Source organism: Vibrio fluvialis (assembly GCF_900460245.1).
Lineage (GTDB): Bacteria > Pseudomonadota > Gammaproteobacteria > Enterobacterales > Vibrionaceae > Vibrio > Vibrio fluvialis.
Genome location: NZ_UHIP01000001.1, coordinates 2,255,884 through 2,274,313 on the forward strand (window position 1 = coordinate 2,255,884; position 18,430 = coordinate 2,274,313).

Annotated in this window: 15 protein-coding genes; 5 read left to right on the top strand and 10 right to left on the bottom strand. The window is 43.1% G+C overall.

What is annotated here, in order from left to right; translation table 11 throughout:
- Positions 1-45: 45 nt before the first annotated feature.
- The gene (locus DYA43_RS10610; RefSeq protein ID WP_061056791.1) at positions 46-1,467 is read left to right on the top strand and encodes a GTPase; all 1,422 of its coding nucleotides are present in this window, start codon (positions 46-48) and stop codon (positions 1,465-1,467) included.
- Positions 1,468-1,764: 297 nt separating this feature from the next.
- Positions 1,765-2,100 (top strand): protein-tyrosine phosphatase family protein, encoded by a 336-nt coding sequence (locus tag DYA43_RS10615; protein WP_061056792.1) that lies wholly within the window; start codon positions 1,765-1,767, stop codon positions 2,098-2,100.
- 59 nt (positions 2,101-2,159) lie between these two features.
- Here the strand turns inward: DYA43_RS10615 and DYA43_RS10620 are convergent, their stop codons facing one another.
- A complete protein-coding gene (locus tag DYA43_RS10620; RefSeq protein WP_061056793.1) occupies positions 2,160-2,591 on the bottom strand; it encodes an RNase H family protein in 432 nt (143 codons plus the stop codon).
- 115 nt (positions 2,592-2,706) lie between these two features.
- Positions 2,707-3,384 carry an inovirus Gp2 family protein gene (locus tag DYA43_RS10625; RefSeq protein WP_061056794.1) on the bottom strand — a complete coding sequence of 226 codons (678 nt, stop codon included), beginning with the start codon at positions 3,382-3,384 and terminating at the stop codon, positions 2,707-2,709.
- A gap of 884 nt (positions 3,385-4,268) precedes the next feature.
- On the opposite strand from DYA43_RS10625, the gene DYA43_RS10630 reads away from it, so the two are divergent.
- On the top strand, positions 4,269-5,342 hold the full coding sequence (locus DYA43_RS10630) for a hypothetical protein (RefSeq protein WP_061056795.1): 1,074 nt from the start codon (positions 4,269-4,271) through the stop codon (positions 5,340-5,342).
- Between the two features lie 798 nt (positions 5,343-6,140).
- Here the strand turns inward: DYA43_RS10630 and DYA43_RS10640 are convergent.
- The 6 genes from DYA43_RS10640 to hcp-2 form a co-directional block, all read right to left on the bottom strand.
- The gene (locus DYA43_RS10640) at positions 6,141-6,440 is read right to left on the bottom strand and encodes a type VI secretion system PAAR protein (RefSeq protein WP_061056797.1); all 300 of its coding nucleotides are present in this window, start codon (positions 6,438-6,440) and stop codon (positions 6,141-6,143) included.
- Positions 6,441-6,448: 8 nt separating this feature from the next.
- Positions 6,449-7,237, bottom strand: a complete 789-nt coding sequence (locus DYA43_RS10645) for a hypothetical protein (RefSeq protein ID WP_061057234.1) — start codon at positions 7,235-7,237, stop codon at positions 6,449-6,451.
- A gap of 204 nt (positions 7,238-7,441) precedes the next feature.
- A complete protein-coding gene (locus DYA43_RS10650; RefSeq protein WP_061056798.1) occupies positions 7,442-9,067 on the bottom strand; it encodes a hypothetical protein in 1,626 nt (541 codons plus the stop codon).
- Entirely contained in the window at positions 9,057-9,842 is a 786-nt protein-coding gene (locus DYA43_RS10655; RefSeq protein WP_061056799.1) for a DUF4123 domain-containing protein, read from the bottom strand. The genes DYA43_RS10650 and DYA43_RS10655 overlap by 11 nt, the downstream gene beginning before the upstream one ends.
- Positions 9,839-11,818, bottom strand: a complete 1,980-nt coding sequence (locus tag DYA43_RS10660; RefSeq protein WP_061056800.1) for a type VI secretion system Vgr family protein — start codon at positions 11,816-11,818, stop codon at positions 9,839-9,841. The genes DYA43_RS10655 and DYA43_RS10660 overlap by 4 nt, the downstream gene beginning before the upstream one ends.
- Before the next feature lie 120 nt (positions 11,819-11,938).
- Positions 11,939-12,457 (bottom strand): type VI secretion system effector Hcp-2, encoded by a 519-nt coding sequence (gene hcp-2, locus DYA43_RS10665; protein ID WP_001142923.1) that lies wholly within the window; start codon positions 12,455-12,457, stop codon positions 11,939-11,941.
- A gap of 422 nt (positions 12,458-12,879) precedes the next feature.
- Between hcp-2 and DYA43_RS23260 the strand changes: the two genes are divergently transcribed.
- Positions 12,880-13,050, top strand: a complete 171-nt coding sequence (locus DYA43_RS23260) for a DUF6538 domain-containing protein (RefSeq protein WP_369688351.1) — start codon at positions 12,880-12,882, stop codon at positions 13,048-13,050.
- Positions 13,051-13,122: 72 nt separating this feature from the next.
- Positions 13,123-14,228, top strand: a protein-coding gene (locus DYA43_RS10670; protein WP_225869418.1) for an IS3 family transposase whose coding sequence is annotated in 2 segments (ribosomal slippage) — positions 13,123-13,381 and positions 13,381-14,228 — 1,107 coding nt in all. Because the reading frame shifts where the segments join, the coding sequence is not laid out codon by codon here.
- Between the two features lie 155 nt (positions 14,229-14,383).
- On the opposite strand, the gene DYA43_RS10675 is transcribed toward DYA43_RS10670, so the two are convergent.
- Together DYA43_RS10675 and DYA43_RS10680 are read right to left on the bottom strand one after the other, a co-directional pair.
- On the bottom strand, positions 14,384-15,592 hold the full coding sequence (locus DYA43_RS10675; RefSeq protein WP_225869419.1) for an McrC family protein: 1,209 nt from the start codon (positions 15,590-15,592) through the stop codon (positions 14,384-14,386).
- A 119-nt stretch (positions 15,593-15,711) separates the two neighbouring features.
- Positions 15,712-18,408 carry a DUF8426 domain-containing protein gene (locus DYA43_RS10680; RefSeq protein ID WP_061056803.1) on the bottom strand — a complete coding sequence of 899 codons (2,697 nt, stop codon included), beginning with the start codon at positions 18,406-18,408 and terminating at the stop codon, positions 15,712-15,714.
- Between the last annotated feature and the right edge of the window lie 22 nt (positions 18,409-18,430).

Genomic DNA, 18,430 nt, shown 5'->3' on the forward strand with positions numbered 1-18,430 from the left:
GTATGCTGGTGGCTCACACGATAGCCAATACCACGGAGCCTCCCTATGCCGCAATCCCTCAGTGAAGTCGACGTACTCCAACGCGCTCTGGCTTACAATCCTGAAGAAGTGCTTCCGATTCTGGAGTACCTCAAACTCAGCGAGAGCGAATGTCAGTTTAAACCCAACACTTTACGACAAGATGCACAGCGTATTGCTTGGCACCTACGTAAAGCGGGCAGCAACACCCTTGCTACCACGACAAGAATGGCAAAGAACAAGCTCAAAGAAGCCTTAGGAAAAGACACGGACACCGATGTCGCCACTTATCGAGAAGTGGTGCTAGATGTGGCTAAAAAAGTCAAAGCAGAAGCCACGCCTAATTACTCATCGTTTATCAGTCAATCAGCCGACTCTATTGTCGATGCCATAGGGGGCATCACTTCCAACACAGGCGCTTTTGTTTCTGGAGCTGTTGATCTCATTCAAGGCGCAAACTACGAGCAATACTCCACGGAAGAGCTCGAAAAGCGCATCGTTGAAAAACTGTTTGTCGATGCTTATGAGCAGATGAGCCAAAGTGAAAGGGATGCACTCTTTCGCAGCCTAGGTATCGACTATCAAGAAATCCCTGTTGGTGTATCCAGCATGCTACTCATTCAACTGCTTTTAAAAAAATACGGGGGATTTGCCGTCTATAAATATTCCATCATCGTCGCACATTGGATCAGCAAAGCCATTATTGGTAAAGGGCTTCCTTTTGCTGCAAGTCCGATGATAGCCAGAGCCGTGTCATCGTTCTTAGGTCCCGTTGGATGGGCGGCAAGTGGGCTCTGGGCAGCCACGGCTCTCGCAGGTCCGGCCTACCGCAAAACGATTCCTGCTGTTGTCCACATAGCCGCGTTAAGACAACTTGTCCTGAACAGAATTAATATTGGCGTGGTCGGTGATGGTTCGGTAGGGAAAGATGCCTTCTTCAATGCCGTATTTGGGTTAGATACACAAAATGTTGATCCGATTGCTGGCGCGACCAGTGAAGCCGAGCTCTATCCACTTGATGAAGATTACGCGATTAACTTAATCAACTTTCCGGGCTTTAATGACATTAGTCCATCGGTCAATAGCCTGACTCACGAACATTTACATAATGTCGATATCTTTGTCATGGTCATAGACCTTGCCAGAGGCGTTTCTGATATTGATGTACAAATCTTAAATAAGCTTAACCGCTTGAACAAACCAATTGTTATTTGTCTAAACAAGGTCGATATGGTGCGCCCACGAGATTTGGAAAAGTTGCGCGAAACGGCCAAGCAAAGACTAACAGGCGCAACACTGATAGAAACCGCGTTTGATCCCGATGACCGTATACACTCGGATGGCCCTGTTGGCACTCTGGATATCTTTAACTGGCTTAAAGCACAGCTCGAAACCCAAGGTAAAGATACCCAAAACTTCGCCACCTTTAGCCCCGAGCACAGAGAGTAACTCCAATACAGTCAACAGATGGGGGAGCCAATCCCCCTTATTCAAATAAAGTGCTTAGGTCGTTCCTCGGACACAACAAAACCATTAAATAACAACAATTTATAACAACTCCAATTTACAAAAACCATTCTTATCCCTGCTGATTTAACCATGAGAAATCGGCTCTGTGCTTTAAAAAGTGCGCCACTTCACAAAAATTTATCAACCAATTTCAGTGAGACAGCCTATGTCTCACTCATTCGTATTCTAACGTCAACCCACTATCATGCTTTCAGACGAGAGCGCTAAGGACAAATTATGAGTAAAGGCAATGTATTACACCACCTTGACGAAACCGCTCTGAAAGAGCACATCTCTCGTCGAGAATCATTCACGCTCACCAACGTGAAGAACTTCTCTCAAACCGTGAAGAAAATTGAAGATCTTATAGAACGTCAGGGACTGAAATGTCGTGTGTATACCGCTGGACGTTCCGCGACTATGGTCGCCGCATTAGCATCAGGCCCTGCGGCGATTTTTGGACTGGCATCAGCCGCCTCAATCGCTGCACACAAGTTGGCAACCTTGAACCCTGACTATGAAATTGCCAAGTATCCCTTGGCTGATAAACTGGAAATTAACTATAAAAAGTAACACCATCGAGAAATAGGCCACCAGCCTTATCGGTGAGCCTATCTCTTCAATTTTTAAAGTTAATGAGCTTCTTCTTCTAATTCCTCTTTTGCCAATCTATAGGCTAAATCTAATTCTGGAGACGAACGCAGTTTGCGAACATCAACGAACTTTTTGCTACGCTCTTCGTCCACTAGCTGCCAAAGCTGGCGGTAGGCCACAGGCTTCTTATCTGACTTGCGCCAACCTCTTCTCTTCCAATCATCCAACCATTCGTTATACCCACGTACACAGAAATCACTGCTGCTGTAGATGACATCGCCATCGATGGCGTAGCGTAAACCTTCAATGCAAGCGATAAGCTCCAACTCGGCGCTGTCGGTGGGCCTATCGATAAGCAGTCTGTGGCTGCCAGACAATGTCTGCGTATCATCGTATACCGCAATACCGATAGCGCCTTGGTCTTTGTAAACCGATACGCCGATGTAAATAGAACAGCGAGCTTGAGTCATGAGATGTACCTTCTTCATTTAATGAGTCACAGGATTGCGCCTCTTCAACAGATAAGTCCTCATGGTAAAAAAAGAAGGTACCGATACATTACGCTGAGATATTCAATAAGCGAGGCTAACGTCGAGAGCAGCCGAAATTTCGCTTACGGTTACCAAAGTGTTTGGTATCTTCTTTGGCTAGATAACTGGCATGCTTAAACAGTTCATCAAAAGAATCGTCAAAATCCGATGAATGACGATTTAATCGATGAATAACAACACTATCTTTCCTCTTGTCCTTTGAGAAATACACCAGTCCGTTGGCCTCGTCATAATCAACACCAACGACTCTAGCCCAAGCCTCGACGATAAATCCGCCTAAATTCTCTGGATGGGATAGAGTTTTTCCCAACCAGTTGAATCTGTCCTTATTAAAAAGCAGAACCAGGTGGTAATGGTCATTGATCGATGTTGAGCGCTCCTTCACCCAAATACTTCGCACCTTACAAGGATGCACTCTCCCCCCTTCTCTTTTCCTTTTTCGACCCGAATGATCGATCTGCGACTGTAATGAACGAATAAAGTCCGTCATTAAATAACCCAAATCTTCTCTCTCTCGCAGTTGGGGGAATTTTAGATCCACACGTAAAGCCATAAGGCGTGGATAATCATCCAGTGCCCGTTCAATGGTATCGTGTATTTTCTCCAAATAATCAATACACAGAGGACCATGTGTTGTTTGAATAGGCCTACCTAAAAAAGTACTTTTGGTTGTCAGCTTTAGGTTCTTATTTTTTCTAGATCGTACATTCATTTCTATCTACTCCCACTAGTTGGTTCATAGATAGCCTCATGCCGTTATTTAAAGTAAACATCACTTTTAAATTGAACAACAACTTGTGCTGTATGTGTTTTAGATAAGATATCAACAACAATAAGGTGCTAATAATATTAACCAAACAGACACATTTAAAACTTAAAAACAGAAACACTTAATCCAGAAAGAACAAAAAAAGACCTCAATACACTCAAATAAAAAAATTAATAATTAAAAAATCCCAAAAACATCGTAGAAAGACCTTAGATTAGGTTTCAAATTAAAGTATAGAAAATAATCACATTTAAAGAGTAATTACAAACCATTTACCTAATTCTTCATCTCTGATATATACAGATTAAGCAGGATATACAACAAGCACCGCCCACACTGATTTCGAACCCCTATACAAAATTAACAAAGATCCCCACCACTCACCTATAGTAAAGTCCATCGCGTTAATTAAAACCAAATTAGTTAGAAATATCACATTACAAAAACGCTATAACACTTAAAATTTACAGATAGATAATACCAAAATTAAATTTCAAAGCTAAAAAGTTTAAAAATCTAACTATTGCCCAATAGACAAGCCCGAATATATAAATTCAACAGGACATAAAATGCCTCATAATTTCACTTGTGAAAAAATCTTTGATAGCCACATTTCGACATTGATAGAAAAAGTCAATAATCCGTTTCACCTCCACTCCCTCTCAATCGAACAAACCTAGTTATCACGGGGGGTCTATCAAAAGATTTCTACATTTTATCGACATAAAAAAGCGTTAAAAAGCTCACTTTTTTCACGACAAAACCTCGACATTTCTACATAAAAATGTAGAAATTAATGTACGGAAACCACAGAGAATGACAATAGAATGATTAACAATAGAATTACATTTATTAGAAATAAAATAAGGGAATTCAATAATGAAATTAATGAAAACCTAATCGACATGATCAATCTTTTAAATTCCTATAGCGGAGAAAGAGTAATAAAGGAAAATGAAGATTTAATTAATTTAAAAAGAAGTCAACTTCAAGAAAAATTCACCTCATCTCTCTATATAAAGGTTGGAATAACAAGTATTGATTTTTCTGAAGGGCATTTAGGAAATAAAGAGATAGAAGACATTAACTATTGTCTTGACCAATTAAGAAGAGATTTAATAACTCTTAGCGATCTTAGGAAAAATATATCTTGGATAAACAAAAATCCACGAGCAACGTTCTTTACTCTAACGATAATAAGATTAATCATCGAATTAGATGTAAACCATCCAAATGAATGCCATTCAAAAAAAGATAAATTAAAAAACAGAACAAGAACATATACATTAGGATTAGGTTTTAGCTCGAGAAGGAAATATTTTAAACTTCCATTTTTATCTCAACTTTTAACATTAAACGAAAATAATGAAAATACAGATGAGATAATTACAAATGCCTTTATTAAATATCAAACATCATCGAGGGAGGATGAATCTTGGCTGTTTGAAACAATATCTAGCATCAAAGAAAGTTATGATAAGGTCAGATTAAAAATTCCTGGAGACTGGGATATTACTACTTCATCGAATTACGAACTGAGCTCTTGGGTATACAATAATTTAAAATCAAGTTTAAATATACATCATTATGCAGAACCTGATCGTGACCACATTAACACCTTCATACAAAACTACTTAGATATTATAGTATTCCTCAACAAATTTGAAGATAGGGACAAAGAACTAAAAAATATAAAAAGCAAATTTTCTCGAAAAAAAATAGCTTTTGAAACTAAAAACATCCCTGATTTTTCAATTGAATTAACTGAAGATCACTATAAAAAGCTAAAAACAATGTCTAATGGAAAACCTGTAAAAACCACCATGCGTAAAATTATTGATAAAGCATGGCATGATTTCAATCAAAATAGGGCAATATTAAACGACGATGACATAGAATGATCGACAATGAAAGATAGATATCTTACTCGTAGATTTGCGAATAACCCACGCTCTAATAATCACCTCTTAGTCAAAATTGCACTCATTTCCAAGGTGTTAATGGTTATCCACTGTCATTATTCCCTTAGTTAGTTGGGCCCAATTGATCATACGACGATCAGGCATGGCGTTTGACTAAGAGTCAAATCATCACGGAGTAGAGAGGCTAGTATCCCTTTGAGGCGCGTCTCTTCAGACGCCCCCACCTATACACTAGAAGTGATTTGCGTCTATATCGGGCGAGGCATTAAAACAATCATCCAGATGAGCCCCAAAGACAGAGAGCACGATACTATGCCAATAAACAAATGAACGTAGACGGAGAAGAAAGTCTTCTCCCTCGCTTGCTCAGGACATTCAATCGGAACACGCAAGACAACCTCATCTCCGACATTTCGCCCTGAAAGCCGAAGGGCATTCGGCCCGTACCCCACTAGTGTTTCCGTTCGGTAGACTGTGTCCTCCCACGTATACTCAATGATCGGTGTGTAATAGTACTCTCGATCAGTGATTGACTCTCCAGCCTGCTCGTATCTAACGGACTCCTCAAATTCAACGATGATCCCCGTCGTTTCTCCATGCAGCCAAGACAGCTCCTCTCTAAATCGACGAACTGCCCCAAACCCAGTGAGTCCGATCGCAATGGCAAACCAGAGCGCGATAATAAGTCCACCTTGTTCATTAAAAATGATCGCCGACACAATCGAGAGAGGCATAGAAAGTAAAAATAAGGAAACGAGTATGTTTTTTATCACTTTACTACCCAATCATCACATCCGAAGATGCGGAGGCTATAGCGCCCCCGCAATCAATGGCATCACCTAAGCGGGCCGCTGGCTTCCCATCGATAAACACACCCGATGAGCCGCCTGCAACGACTCTGGGATGATTACCGTGAGGCGTTTTGTCACAAGGACAACCGTGGTCTTGCAACGGGTCTCCTTGTCGAACCGCCGGTTGGTAATTAATCATGACACCTGAGCTACCCGCCGTTATGGGCGTTGGAGGAAAACAGTTATGCTCAGAGCCAATATCCCCCAATCTTGCTGCACCTGGCATAGTGCCTCCTATCGAGAAACGACAACCCGGCCGTCGATCATTGAAAAATATGGAAGAATGGATACGATTTTGTTGTTTTCGTTGGAACCGATTCTCAACGGGGAATGGCTTCGGTTATCCATTAGGCGAACAAGACGCCCTCCCATGTACGACTTCAGCTCATATTCACTCCAGTCACGGCGAGGTTCTACTTCCGCGTCTTCCCAATGGCCGAAATTGGTTTCAAACCCAACTGCATCAAACCAGTCTTCTGGTGAGGAAAAATATCCGTCGGCCATCGCATATTCTCGCATCGACAGCGAATACGCCATTTTGAGCCCTTCGAAATCACGCGCTTCCATTAGCTTGATGAGGTCTGTATACGCACGATATAACTGCTTCATTTGCTCTGGGTTGTCCTCACGAATCGGTGTCGCATCGACCCAACGCCAACGAGGAATAGACTTAACCTTAAAGGGGCGGGAGAACTCTGTTAGATGTCCATCAAGATGACCCGCTACGTCATTGAGTGGAGTTTGATGATTCGAAGGATAATCTTTTGATGTTTTGGTCGTCGGCTTTCCATCTTCGACCGTGACATGCAGTGAGGATATTTCCACCTTTTTGCCATCGGGGAATGCCCCATACAAGGTCATTTCGCATTGGTCATCCGGACGGTAGGTATCGTCTTGTTCATAAACACCAATAGGTACCACATCGAGGTTAAGAACGTTATCGCCTGGCTGCAAGTAGGCAGTAGGATTAAAGCCTGATGAGAAGGTACCACTGCTCGTTTTCAAGTTATCCAACATGTCCATTTTATTGAAGGCGGCAAAACAATAGACTGTTTCTGATTGGATATTGGTGGTGTATAGAACTTCTGGCTTTTGGCCTTCGTTCTCAATCTGGATATCAACGGTAGATACCTGTTCTCTGATGTTCATTAATTCGTTCTCTCCAGAGCATGCTGCTAACATAACGATACATGCTGCAATTAAGGTCTTTTTCATTCATTCCTCTGCTTATCCGATTACAGTGACCCGGTAAGGTGACGTATTTTTCTTCTGAGCCTCAACCCATTGCCATTTTTGTGGAGGACTGGACGATGTTGGTTTAGATCCACCAATGCCCCCCCCTCTGAAGCCGTTTTTGCTCGTATCCTCTTTTTTATCTTTATCATCACGATTTGAATTCAGGTTGAATGAACTATCTACAAAAACCTCGGCCCAGATACCATCATGGTAAAATACCAAGTCTACCTGAGCTTTTGGGTCTTTAGTTTCAGTGGTTAGAGCCAGCATCCCTTTTGCTTTGATTCGGCTGTCTAACAAAAAAGCGCCTTCCATCACCCATACATTGGCCCCGCCACGGACATTCAAATTTCCAGAGATTGGGACATCAACGCTTGTCTCGAAGTCGTATGTGGGGTCTTTTGTACCCGCATAATGTATCGTGCCCTGAGCGTTCAGAGCCGTTGCCAACTTAATGTCAAACTCCGCTCCTGCGTACGCCCCTTTTCCACCATCCTTTACTTTTTTCTCAAGCTCTGCCGCTTTTTTTCTCAAAACGTTGATAATGTTATCTGCTTTGAAATATTTTGCCGCGGCTAACAGCATATCGAGCTTCATTTCAATGCCGATAAGCGGCGCCAACTTGAGCGTAACATCACCAGTGACACCTAACCCATTGTCTATCATTTCAAGACGTTGCTCACCTTCGAGCGTGAGCGTCGGTGCTTGAAGTTCATAGCTGAAGACTTTGATTTCATCTTTCCCTTTTCCGGGTTGATCGGTGTACAAGCCCGATTGAATTTGCTCGGCGATATTGCATGCAGCACGAACCAGATTCATCTTCTTCTTGATCCCTTCAAACTCCGCGGTGAGATCTCGCGTGCTCGGTTTGCCCGGGATATTGGAATCTTTGTGCGTGAAGCCCAAACCATACTTAGTCACATGGCTCCCTTCATGGATCGCGAAGCTACCAGAGATAGAGAATTTTCGTTGGATCTCTTCACTCGGCACGCTCAGTCCATCAAACTGGGAAGCGCGTTCTTTGTGCTGATAGGCTTCATAGCGCTCTTCATCAGAGATAGATTTCTTGGTTGCTTTGCCAGACAACGTCAGGCTCGACTTAATTTTTATTGCCGGATAGACATCTACAAAGCTATCTGCCGGGTTAACGCCCAGCAAGTAAGAAACCGGCGGGGATAACCACACCGTTGTTGGTTGCTGTGGTTTTCCTGCGCATTGAGTCAGGCAAATTTGATAGCGGGTACTGGGTACTCCAGTGGTTTTCTTCTCCGACAACAGATTTTGAATTGCCCCCAGCAGATCCATCCTCTGACTTGGTTCTGGATTGTAGGTTAACACGTGCTGTTGGCAGGCTGTTGCGGACAATGCCTCAGAAAATTTCTTATGATCAGTAATATAGCCAGATGGGCAGGTTGATAGCTCGCTACAACAATCTCCGACCACCGACACAGAAATAGTGGCACCTTTACCCTTATCCACAACCCCGATGTCCCGGCGATTAAATTTTCCGCCTTTGTATTGCATACTTCCCGCTTCACTGTCCACCTGGTAACTAGTTAAACAAGGCAGTGCCTGATTGCAATGACACGATTCGCCAGGTAAATGCTTACAAGACATGTTGACTCCTTACTTGATGCAGCAGGCTGTTGACACGAAAATCCGATGAAAGATCCGTTTGAGACAAGGATACTTGCCAGTCACTAGGGAAGAGTGCCCAGCTCATTACATTCTGCTCCTGGCATAATGCCGCAATACGTTTTATCGACTCAGGCTGAGCGATATCCCACTCGATGAGTTGATTGACTAACTGAGCACTGAACTCTGCAGAGTCATCGTTAAGCACCAAAGCGACATCGGCAATTAAGTTGAGACGACATTGATCGAGCACCGCATCATATTGACCTTGTGATATCGGAAACGGACTATAAATCTCATAGCCAAAGGGACGATACGGCGCTAATTGCTCAAATCCTGACTGTACCTGCTGAGGAAAAAACGTTCTCACTGACTGTATTGGTCCAAGAAAGTGATTCAGTCGCAGTGGGGCGAATGCATTCAACAACGACCACAATATTCGCGGATCATAAAAGCGTAAAAACAAACGTTGAGAGTTTTCCTCTACGACCACATCCAACAATCTTCTCAAGTGCGCCCGCAGACTTTTCGGCGCCTCATCTGACTCAAAAATGAATCCCCAAGGCATCGCTTTGGGTTTGAGCCAATCGACCAGTTCAGCGTTAACACGGACTAGGTATGGTGCCACACGAGCAAATTCATCATCCACAGGCTCTGGGAAAAGACACCAACACTCGCACTCAAAACGGTCACAGACGGCTAATACATCCGGCTCGATGGCTCGATCAACGACAGCAAAAGTCTGGGACATCTTCATGACTTCGCTCCCGGGCAGTTGGCGACAAATGCACTGCCATTGGCTGCAGCAGTTTCTAAAACGTCAGGGCAGGTGGGCAGCGCAAGAGATCCCGGAGCCCCGCCGGATTTGATCAGTATTTTTGCTCCATCAATGGCAACGCCACTGCTGTCTATCACGACAAAACTCCCCCCGACTTGAAGGGTGATTTTATTTCCACTTTTGATCGTGATATCCCCATTAGCGTTGATACCGACAGCTCCCGCTATCTTTTTCGCCCAATCGCCTTGAACAGACTCATGCTCATCCCCTTGAATCTGGCAGAGATAGTCTCCCACCGTTGTCTGTTGCTGTTTCCCCTCCACTTTCAGTGAACGGTCTTGCGCAATCGTTCGCTGTTCATTGTGACCAATACTGACCACATGGTCGTAATTGACGCGAGTATCTGCGGAGTTTTCAACTTCAACTTGCAAGTTCTTTTGTGCTCGCAGATAAACCAGCTCTTGGTCTGCCTGATCGTCAAAGCTGAGTTCGTTGTATCCTTCTCCCTGATGGGTCTGGCTTCTGAGTACCGTTTTGGTCTTATGCTCAGGCAGAGCGTAAGCCGATTTGTTCGTTGCGTGATACGTGCGCCCGGTAATGATCGGCTGGTCTGGATCTCCGTTGAGGAAAGAGACAATCACCTCATGCCCAATACGTGGGATTGCCATCCCCCCGTATTGGTTGCCCGCCCATCCTTGTGAAACGCGCACCCAACATGAACTATGTTCATCCTGTTGACTGTCGCGATCCCAATGAAAATGCACCTTTACCCGCCCATGCTCATCGCAGAAGATTTCCTCGCCTTTTGGGCCGACCACCGTGGCGATCATGGGGCCATCAACTCTGGGGGACGATTCGGGTTCAGCCTTCCAGTGTTGATGGCCAGGAATGGCACACCACTGGTTTGAGTAAGTCGTCGCACCTTGTCCAGCTTCTTCTTCCAAAGCCTGTGGCTGCTCACCTTGATGGTTGACCGAGACCAATAACCAGTCTCGGTTGAAAGCTGAGTCCAAGTGATCACACAGCGTAAACTTGTAGCCAGCACGAAGTAGTGGCTCGTTACTCTGACCAGAAGCCACCTGAGATTCACGTCGTAGGTAGTTAATGCGGGCCCGAGTGAAGGCGCTACCATTAACATCATCCTTGTAACGCCCTGGCGCGTCGAAATGCGCATATCTTGCTTGCTGGTAGTCCATGTCCGTTCCCTGAACGGCCTGGCTGAACGAATAAGCTGGCTTCTTAAAGCTGTAGTCTTTTAATTGGACCTCACTGACAGCGGCCTCAGACTGATAGCGAAAACCTTTAATGTATGGTGTATCAACGGCGCCACCAGCCATCGCGTTGTAAGGTACCGGCTCGGTCAATGATGGATGCAGCGCGCTTGAATCACTAAAGGCAATAGTGTGCTTACCTTCTTCATGAACAAAACTGTAAACAATACCCTCTTCAGCAGCCAAACGATGAAGAAAAGCCAGATCTGTTTCACGGTACTGAACACAAAATTCACGCTGCGCGCAGTCTCGCTCTAAAGAAAAGGCGTAGTCCTGTATCCCCATTTCCTGCAGCAGAGTGGAAATTATCTCGGGGACTGTTTTGTATTGGAAAATACGGCTGTTATGACGAAGGGAAAGACGCTCAAGCGCGGGAACGAGAGTCAATGAGTAAAGAGTAAAATGATGACCAGTATCGCCCTGAATAAAAGATCTGGCAACGCCGTGTACTCGTTGAACCAGCTTTTGGTCACGGTACATTCTGAGCTCTACATTTCTGTCGACTATCTGCTCCGCGGTGATATTGGGTTGGCGGCTTGCCAAATCAATATGATAGCAAAAGCCGTAGCACGGACGATGATGAAAAGTACTGGAGGACAAGGATTCCTGCCCATCAAACTTTGTGACCACAAGGGCATCATCGCTCAGCCCTTCAACATGAATGGTGTACGCCAATGTCGCCATGGCGCTCCTCCTTTCTCAGATAAAAGACAAAAACCTTAAACACAAATCACCCGTCGGGATAACTTGGGATTAAGGTTTCAGGTGCTCACAGGATGATGAGCACCGAAATCACAGGAAGGCTTACGCTTCGATTGGTTTACGCCAATCGTCTGAGCCTGAAGTACCCGCGTTCACGTGATCCCACGTGATTTTGCGGTAAGACATAGAGACCGTCAGGTTCTGAGTGAAATCAGATTTTGCTGGATCTTGGCAGTGCGGCATTTCACATTGGATATCGACGATAGACGCGTTTTCCAGCTTAGTCGTGAAGAAGTTTTCTTGTTTGCCTTCGATAGACGTGCGGTACCATTTCAGTTCAACAGTCGTCATCTTCTCGCCTGACGCCAGTGCGTTGTACAGCAGAGGAACGGCTTTGTTCAGAGAAACAGTGAATTTGAATGGTTTGTGAACACGTTGACCAGATGGTTGACCCGATTGTGGATCAGTAGGGACAGTCACTGTGTGATCGAATTGCTGAACCAGCATCTCGTCTTCGTGACCTTCAACGAATGAATCGCCGATAGAATCCGCAGTGCAGGCACCGGCAGTGATTAGGCCCTGGGTTTGACCTTCGATAGAGATATAACATGGAGTTGGCATCGTTTTTCCTTTAGTAAGTAAAGATATTCAACCAACTACTACAAGAAGAATGCCAAACTAGAAACCAAGAAAAATTCAGAAGACTGAAACAAAATATAGTCTTAACGCACAAAAAATCTCCCACTTTCAAGCAACAATTTGCCAGCCAGGCAACTTATTGCTTAGGGCGCATCGAAAAGTCAGATAAATGTCATCAACGATAGATCGCTAAAAACACTTAAATATTTAAAGCATTTTATTTTAGTAACCATCTTAGTAACCAAATCAAAAACAAAACCGAAATAAAACATTAAAATTCAATCAATTACTAAACAAGATCAACTTACGCCAGCCCACCAAATTAAAAAACCCCTTGATTTTCAAGGTTTTTTTTTATTATCCCCTGGTGAGAAATGCATTTGGTACAAAAAACTGGTACTAAAATGCGCTATCTAACTCGAAGAAACACCAACTACTATTTTCGATACGTAATCCCTTCTAAGTACAGACTTATCTTCAACAAGCGTGAGATAAAAAAGTCACTTAAAACCAGTGACTTTAACATCGCACGTATGCGAGCATTGAGACTAGAAGCATCAATAAGAGAAAAATGATGTTGGCCTGCTCCCCTTAATCTAGTCCAGTCTACACTTAGTAATGTTCATCCAACCAAGGAGATGATGAACATGAAAAAGCGATTCAATGAACAACAAATCATTGCCATTTTAAAGGAAGCGGAAGCAGGTATCCCCGCCAGAGAGCTTTGCCGCAAGCATGGGATATCGGATGCGACGTTTTACACATGGCGCAAAAAATACGCAGGACTGAATGTCTCTGAAGCCCGTCGCCTTAAGGCACTGGAAGACGAGAACGCTCGGCTCAAAAAGCTGCTGGCTGAGACACTGCTGGATGCAGAAGCACTTAAAATCGCTCTTAGCCAAAAGTACTGACCGTCGAGGACAAGCGCAAGGCTGTTAAAGTCATTCAGAAAAGCACCCTGCTTTCAGAACGCAGAGCCTGTCTACTCGTCGGTATTCAACGCGCGTCACTGCGATATCAACCTCAAGCTAATCGCGAGGATGATAAGCTTCTGGCTCGTATAAAAGAGCTGGCATTGGAACGACGTCGATTCGGTTATCGTCGGATCCATCGCCTTCTGAGGCGAGAAGGTTTTGATGTTAACCATAAGCGAGTTTATCGCTTGTACTGCGAATTAGGCTTAACGGTCATCAGCAAACGGAGACGTAGAAAATCACAGTGTGTTGAGCGAGAGCCTCTCTTGCTTCCTTCAGTACCAAATCACACTTGGTCTATGGACTTTGTGATGGATGCGCTCAGTAACGGCAGACGAATTAAATGCCTGACGATTGTGGATGATTACACAAAGGAGTGCCTAGATATTCCTGTTGCTACGGGGATCTCGGGAGATGAAATCGTGATCACGCTGGAGTCTATCGCTGCGTTTCGCGGTTATCCAGCATCGATACGAACGGATCAAGGCCCAGAATTTACAGGGAAAGCGCTCGACCAATGGGCTTATCAGCATGGTGTGATTTTAAAATTAATCCAGGCAGGAAAACCGACACAAAATGCTTATATTGAAAGTTTTAATGGTAAGTTCAGAGATGAATGTTTAAACGAGCACTGGTTTAGGGATTTGAGTCATGCTCGTGACCTAATCAGCCTCTGGCGAATGGATTACAATGAAAATCGCCCCCACTCAGCACTGGGTTACTTAACTCCTTCTGAGTTTGCAGCGACAACAGAACGGCACGAAACAGTGGTAATTTAACAAGCATTACTAATGAAATTTTGGATTAGTTCTCGGGGGCAGGTCAAGCCGCTATTCGTATAGGCAACGCAAAGCTACTCATTGAAAACGGTCGAGCATTGGATGCCCTAGACTTGATACTTAAATCAAATCGAGTAAATAGTGATATCCGAGACCTAGCAAGAAAGCTCAGATAGCGATGTATATTCTTGGATAAACTCACACGCATCATTTTCAAGGTCATAAGGAACTACTCTTACTGACAGTTGCTCATCAAAGAAAAATGGGGGTAATGGATTTTTGAAGGATTCATACGCCGGGTAAATTAAGTAAACCGTACCTCTTCCTTTTAAGTATTTATGTCCATAGGCAAACATTTGATACATGTCAGATTGGCTAATACCATATTTATGTTTAGCCGTAGCTAGCTTTTCATTAATCCTCTTCCACTTTGTATCAGCAACATAGAACGGCTTTTTCGAATTTTTTTCGCTCACTATAATATCAGGTATAAGTCTAAACCATGCCTCAGTATTCCCCGAATTCGGAGTATGAGTGACTAAAGAATTACTTTTTACTTGTGAACTTAACTTAAGTCCAAGTGGGAGTAATTTATCAAGTTTGATAGCAACATAACGTTCGAAAAGACTCTCAATCGGAAAAAGCATAGATACACCATTATGTTGCCCGGCAAGAGATACTGGTGATTGATAACTCAAGATAAGGTCACACCAAGGCTTCACAGCTCGATAATGAATGAGCGAACGTTCATTGGACCATTGACGAAAATCTAATACATAATTTCCTGAATGAGGGATATCATCAAGAGCACACTGCAATTCACTACCTAAACGTAAGTTATCACTGTGTTTGGACCACTTCATCACTTGAGTCAGCGCAGAGCGTATTAATCTATTTTCTGCTCGATCTGGCGAAAACTCATCGTAAGCTATGTGAAAACTATTTAAGCAGCCTGGCCTTTGGTTTATTTGCTTTGATGTTTGTAGCTGACCTTTTAAGTAAGGTTTACGAACTTGAACTCTGGTGTACTTGCTGCGGATTCCCTTCTTAATCACATCCGAGACTTCTTTCAAGAAATAGCCAATCAATATTTCAAATAGCGGTCTGTTTAACGTTTGTAAGGAAGAATTTTCAAACCTATGCAAGCTAAGTTTATGGACCGTTGAAAGCATCTTAAGAAGAATTCTCGTTGCGGCTTTACTGTCTTCCTTTTCTGAGATTTTAGGTAGAATTTCAATACGGGTGCCGCAAGGCGTTTCTAATACTCCAACATAATTGATAACTTGCAGTGCAATAGAACTGCCATGTTTTTTTAGCTTTATAAGATCGACTGAATTTTGATTATTACTCTGTCCGTTAATCATTAGCCACTCAAACGCTTTACGTGGTATTGAGTGGCGATCAATACTCGACTGATCACCACCATTAAGCAGTAAACCGAATTCTCGAATGGTAATGGTTGAATGAGGTTTTCTAACGAGCATTAAGAATAGATACCGATGTAAGCATGAGGACTCTTCAGAGCTTGACTGTTCCTTACATAAGGCTGAACACCGTTTAACTCCCAAGCATCTCCCAGTAGCAGTTTCATCTCGTCAGCATCGAATTGTTCGCAGATAAAACGTAAGCTCTCATCGGTCTTAAGCTGATCTCCTAATACCATCGCTACCCGCTCCCAATCCTCAAAGAAATATTCTTCTAAAAGAGGAAGAATTTCCAGCCCCATGATTTCTGATAGCTTCTCAATCGAAGGGTATTCAACTAAAGGTAAAAAGAAGCTGTGACCTATTGTGTGTTCACGGTCGTACAATAGCTCTATTCTTTTGTTGATAGTTTCAACCATCAGCTTAACATCAATACCTTCTATTAGCGGGATTGTCTCAAGCAGCTCATAATTCGTCATCATTTCTTCAAACTGAAAGCGGCGGCGTAATGCAATATCAAGCTGAGCAAGTGACTTATCAGCCGTGTTCATCGTGCCAATGATGTGTACGTTATCTGGAACCGAGAAAACATCTTTTGAATATGGAAGCTTAACCGACAGCGCTTCTTTACCACCGGCTCGCTTACTCGGCTCAATCAAGGTAATTAGCTCACCAAATATATTGGAAATGTTACCTCGGTTAATTTCATCGATAATCAACACTCTCTTGTCTGAAGATGCTTGATTAGATAGCGATATTCCTTTGTTAACAATCCCTTCAACTAAAGGGCTTAAGACATTTGGGTAGCCATTAACCAGAAACTTTTCCATCAAAGAGTCAGTTTTATCAAACACTCTTTTCTGCTTAATATCTTCAATCGAAATATCACCAGAACGCACTAAATCACAAAGCTCATCAACAATCGATTTTGGCATAGGAAGCTCTGAGCCATTGGGCTTACGGATAGTTATCAGTTCATCAGAGATAGACTCGATCTGATACTTACCTACAGTACGTCCCGGCGCGACGTTACCAGAATCATCACTACCTTGTAATATAGATCGGAGCTTTTCAGTATCAATGGTTGAATCGTATAGTCGATACAAGGTCATTTGAGACAAGTTCTTCTTGAACAATTCATCAACAGGCAATGATGGTTCATACACTCTATGCCAGGTGACTTTTCTTGCTTGAGAGTAGCTAACATCATCAACCTCAGAGTTATTGAAGTAGTAATCACTGGTAATTTCAGCAATAGCACGAAACTTACGGTTACCATCCGAGACGACGATCAAATCGCCGATGCTCATCTCATTCTTAAACTTGTTTACTGACGTTACTTGGTAGTCATAGCTCTCATTCTCAATTTCTACGTTATTGCTGCGGTATGTTTGAGCCACTTGCTTACGATCACTTGCGTGAGTGAAATCAATGTCATAGCCATAACCTAAAAGAACGTAACCATTTTCAACACATTGCTGATAGATAAAAGCATCATCACCAGCGATATCACCTAATGACATTTTCCAGATTTTACGGCCACTAATATCAACATTATCTTGAGCTGCTTTTACTGTTGGTTTGGCACGAGCAGATTCGCATAAACGTTTGAAAATTCCATCTTCAATTTCGTAATTTACCTGATTATTTTCAGTAGTTGCTTTCAAGCCTTCAACAAAATCTTCATAACTGAAGCTCTGATGAAAGGTAACGAAACCAATACGATTGCTGTTTAGAAGCTCATCAAATCGCTTTTTGATAGCAACTCGATCATCCTTATTAGCTCTAAAATAATCTGGGTCCACAATTTCTAATGCCTTATTAATCGTGTTGTAGGTTTTACCAGTGCCCGGCGGACCATAAAGGATCGTATTAAGTGGTTGAGATTTATTATTACTCTTCACATCATACTCCTGTGCTGTGTCGTTGACCTCATTAGTGGACAATGACTTAGCTTGCTTCCATTTCGAACGTAATGGTTCTACGTAATAGTCGAGTTCTTTAGTCCCGTACTCTACTTCAAATGAGCGCCTCAGTGCCAATAGTTGAGCATCAACGTCCTTGGCATCCATACGATTGTATTGGGCACTAGCTATATCGGCTAGAGTAGTCAATATAGCTTTTCTGTCCGTATTGCCGAATATGCGCTCATGAACTTCTGGAAACAGCAGGTATAAAAACATATGACGAAACTGCCTAGAACCATTTTCAGGAATAAATTCTAGCCACAGAGGTAATCGCTCAACATCATTTAAAAGCTCTCTTCTCTCCTGTTCAGAAAGCTTTAACAAAGCAGCAACCAATCGAATTACATAGACAAGCTCGCGCCAACGGCCCGTATTGTAAGCAGTTCCAGCGCTTCCAATTCCGGTCAAAGCGCTACCAGAAAGAAATCTTTTTCGAGCTTCTGTAGCGACCTCGTAGCCACTCCAGGAAAATACTCGCTCAATACTTTTGCGCTTAGATTCAAAACCAATATTACTTGGACAAAGAAACATCAGCCACAGCATTTCAGACGCTAGTACTTTGGCTTCTGGAGAAGAATTTTCTAGTTGAGTTTCTAACTTTTCAAAGAAGTCGCCGTCACCTTCATCCAAGTTTTCGACGAAAAAATCAATAAGCTCTTGGCTCGTCGTTGAATTCCATACCGCGAGATCTGTAAAAAGTGATAGCCCTTGAATAAAACAACGCTCTTTAAACTCCGACATGTTGTTAAGTAAATGAGTAGAGTTCTTGTCGCCACAATATATAGCCATTTAAATACGTCTCCCGGCATAC

Bases quoted from the DNA above. Each gene is read 5' to 3' on its own strand.
- DYA43_RS10630 (WP_061056795.1), top strand. From the start codon at position 4,269: ATGATTAACAATAGAATTACATTTATTAGAAATAAAATAAGGGAATTC.
- DYA43_RS10610 (WP_061056791.1), top strand. From the start codon at position 46: ATGCCGCAATCCCTCAGTGAAGTCGACGTACTCCAACGCGCTCTGGCT.
- DYA43_RS10650 (WP_061056798.1), bottom strand. From the start codon at position 9,067: ATGTCTTGTAAGCATTTACCTGGCGAATCGTGTCATTGCAATCAGGCA.
- DYA43_RS10660 (WP_061056800.1), bottom strand. From the start codon at position 11,818: ATGGCGACATTGGCGTACACCATTCATGTTGAAGGGCTGAGCGATGAT.
- DYA43_RS10645 (WP_061057234.1), bottom strand. From the start codon at position 7,237: ATGGACATGTTGGATAACTTGAAAACGAGCAGTGGTACCTTCTCATCA.
- DYA43_RS10615 (WP_061056792.1), top strand. From the start codon at position 1,765: ATGAGTAAAGGCAATGTATTACACCACCTTGACGAAACCGCTCTGAAA.
- DYA43_RS10620 (WP_061056793.1), bottom strand. From the start codon at position 2,591: ATGACTCAAGCTCGCTGTTCTATTTACATCGGCGTATCGGTTTACAAA.
- DYA43_RS10675 (WP_225869419.1), bottom strand. From the start codon at position 15,592: ATGATTAACGGACAGAGTAATAATCAAAATTCAGTCGATCTTATAAAG.
- DYA43_RS10680 (WP_061056803.1), bottom strand. From the start codon at position 18,408: ATGGCTATATATTGTGGCGACAAGAACTCTACTCATTTACTTAACAAC.
- DYA43_RS23260 (WP_369688351.1), top strand. From the start codon at position 12,880: ATGCGCTATCTAACTCGAAGAAACACCAACTACTATTTTCGATACGTA.
- DYA43_RS10640 (WP_061056797.1), bottom strand. From the start codon at position 6,440: ATGCCAGGTGCAGCAAGATTGGGGGATATTGGCTCTGAGCATAACTGT.
- DYA43_RS10655 (WP_061056799.1), bottom strand. From the start codon at position 9,842: ATGAAGATGTCCCAGACTTTTGCTGTCGTTGATCGAGCCATCGAGCCG.
- hcp-2 (WP_001142923.1), bottom strand. From the start codon at position 12,457: ATGCCAACTCCATGTTATATCTCTATCGAAGGTCAAACCCAGGGCCTA.
- DYA43_RS10625 (WP_061056794.1), bottom strand. From the start codon at position 3,384: ATGAATGTACGATCTAGAAAAAATAAGAACCTAAAGCTGACAACCAAA.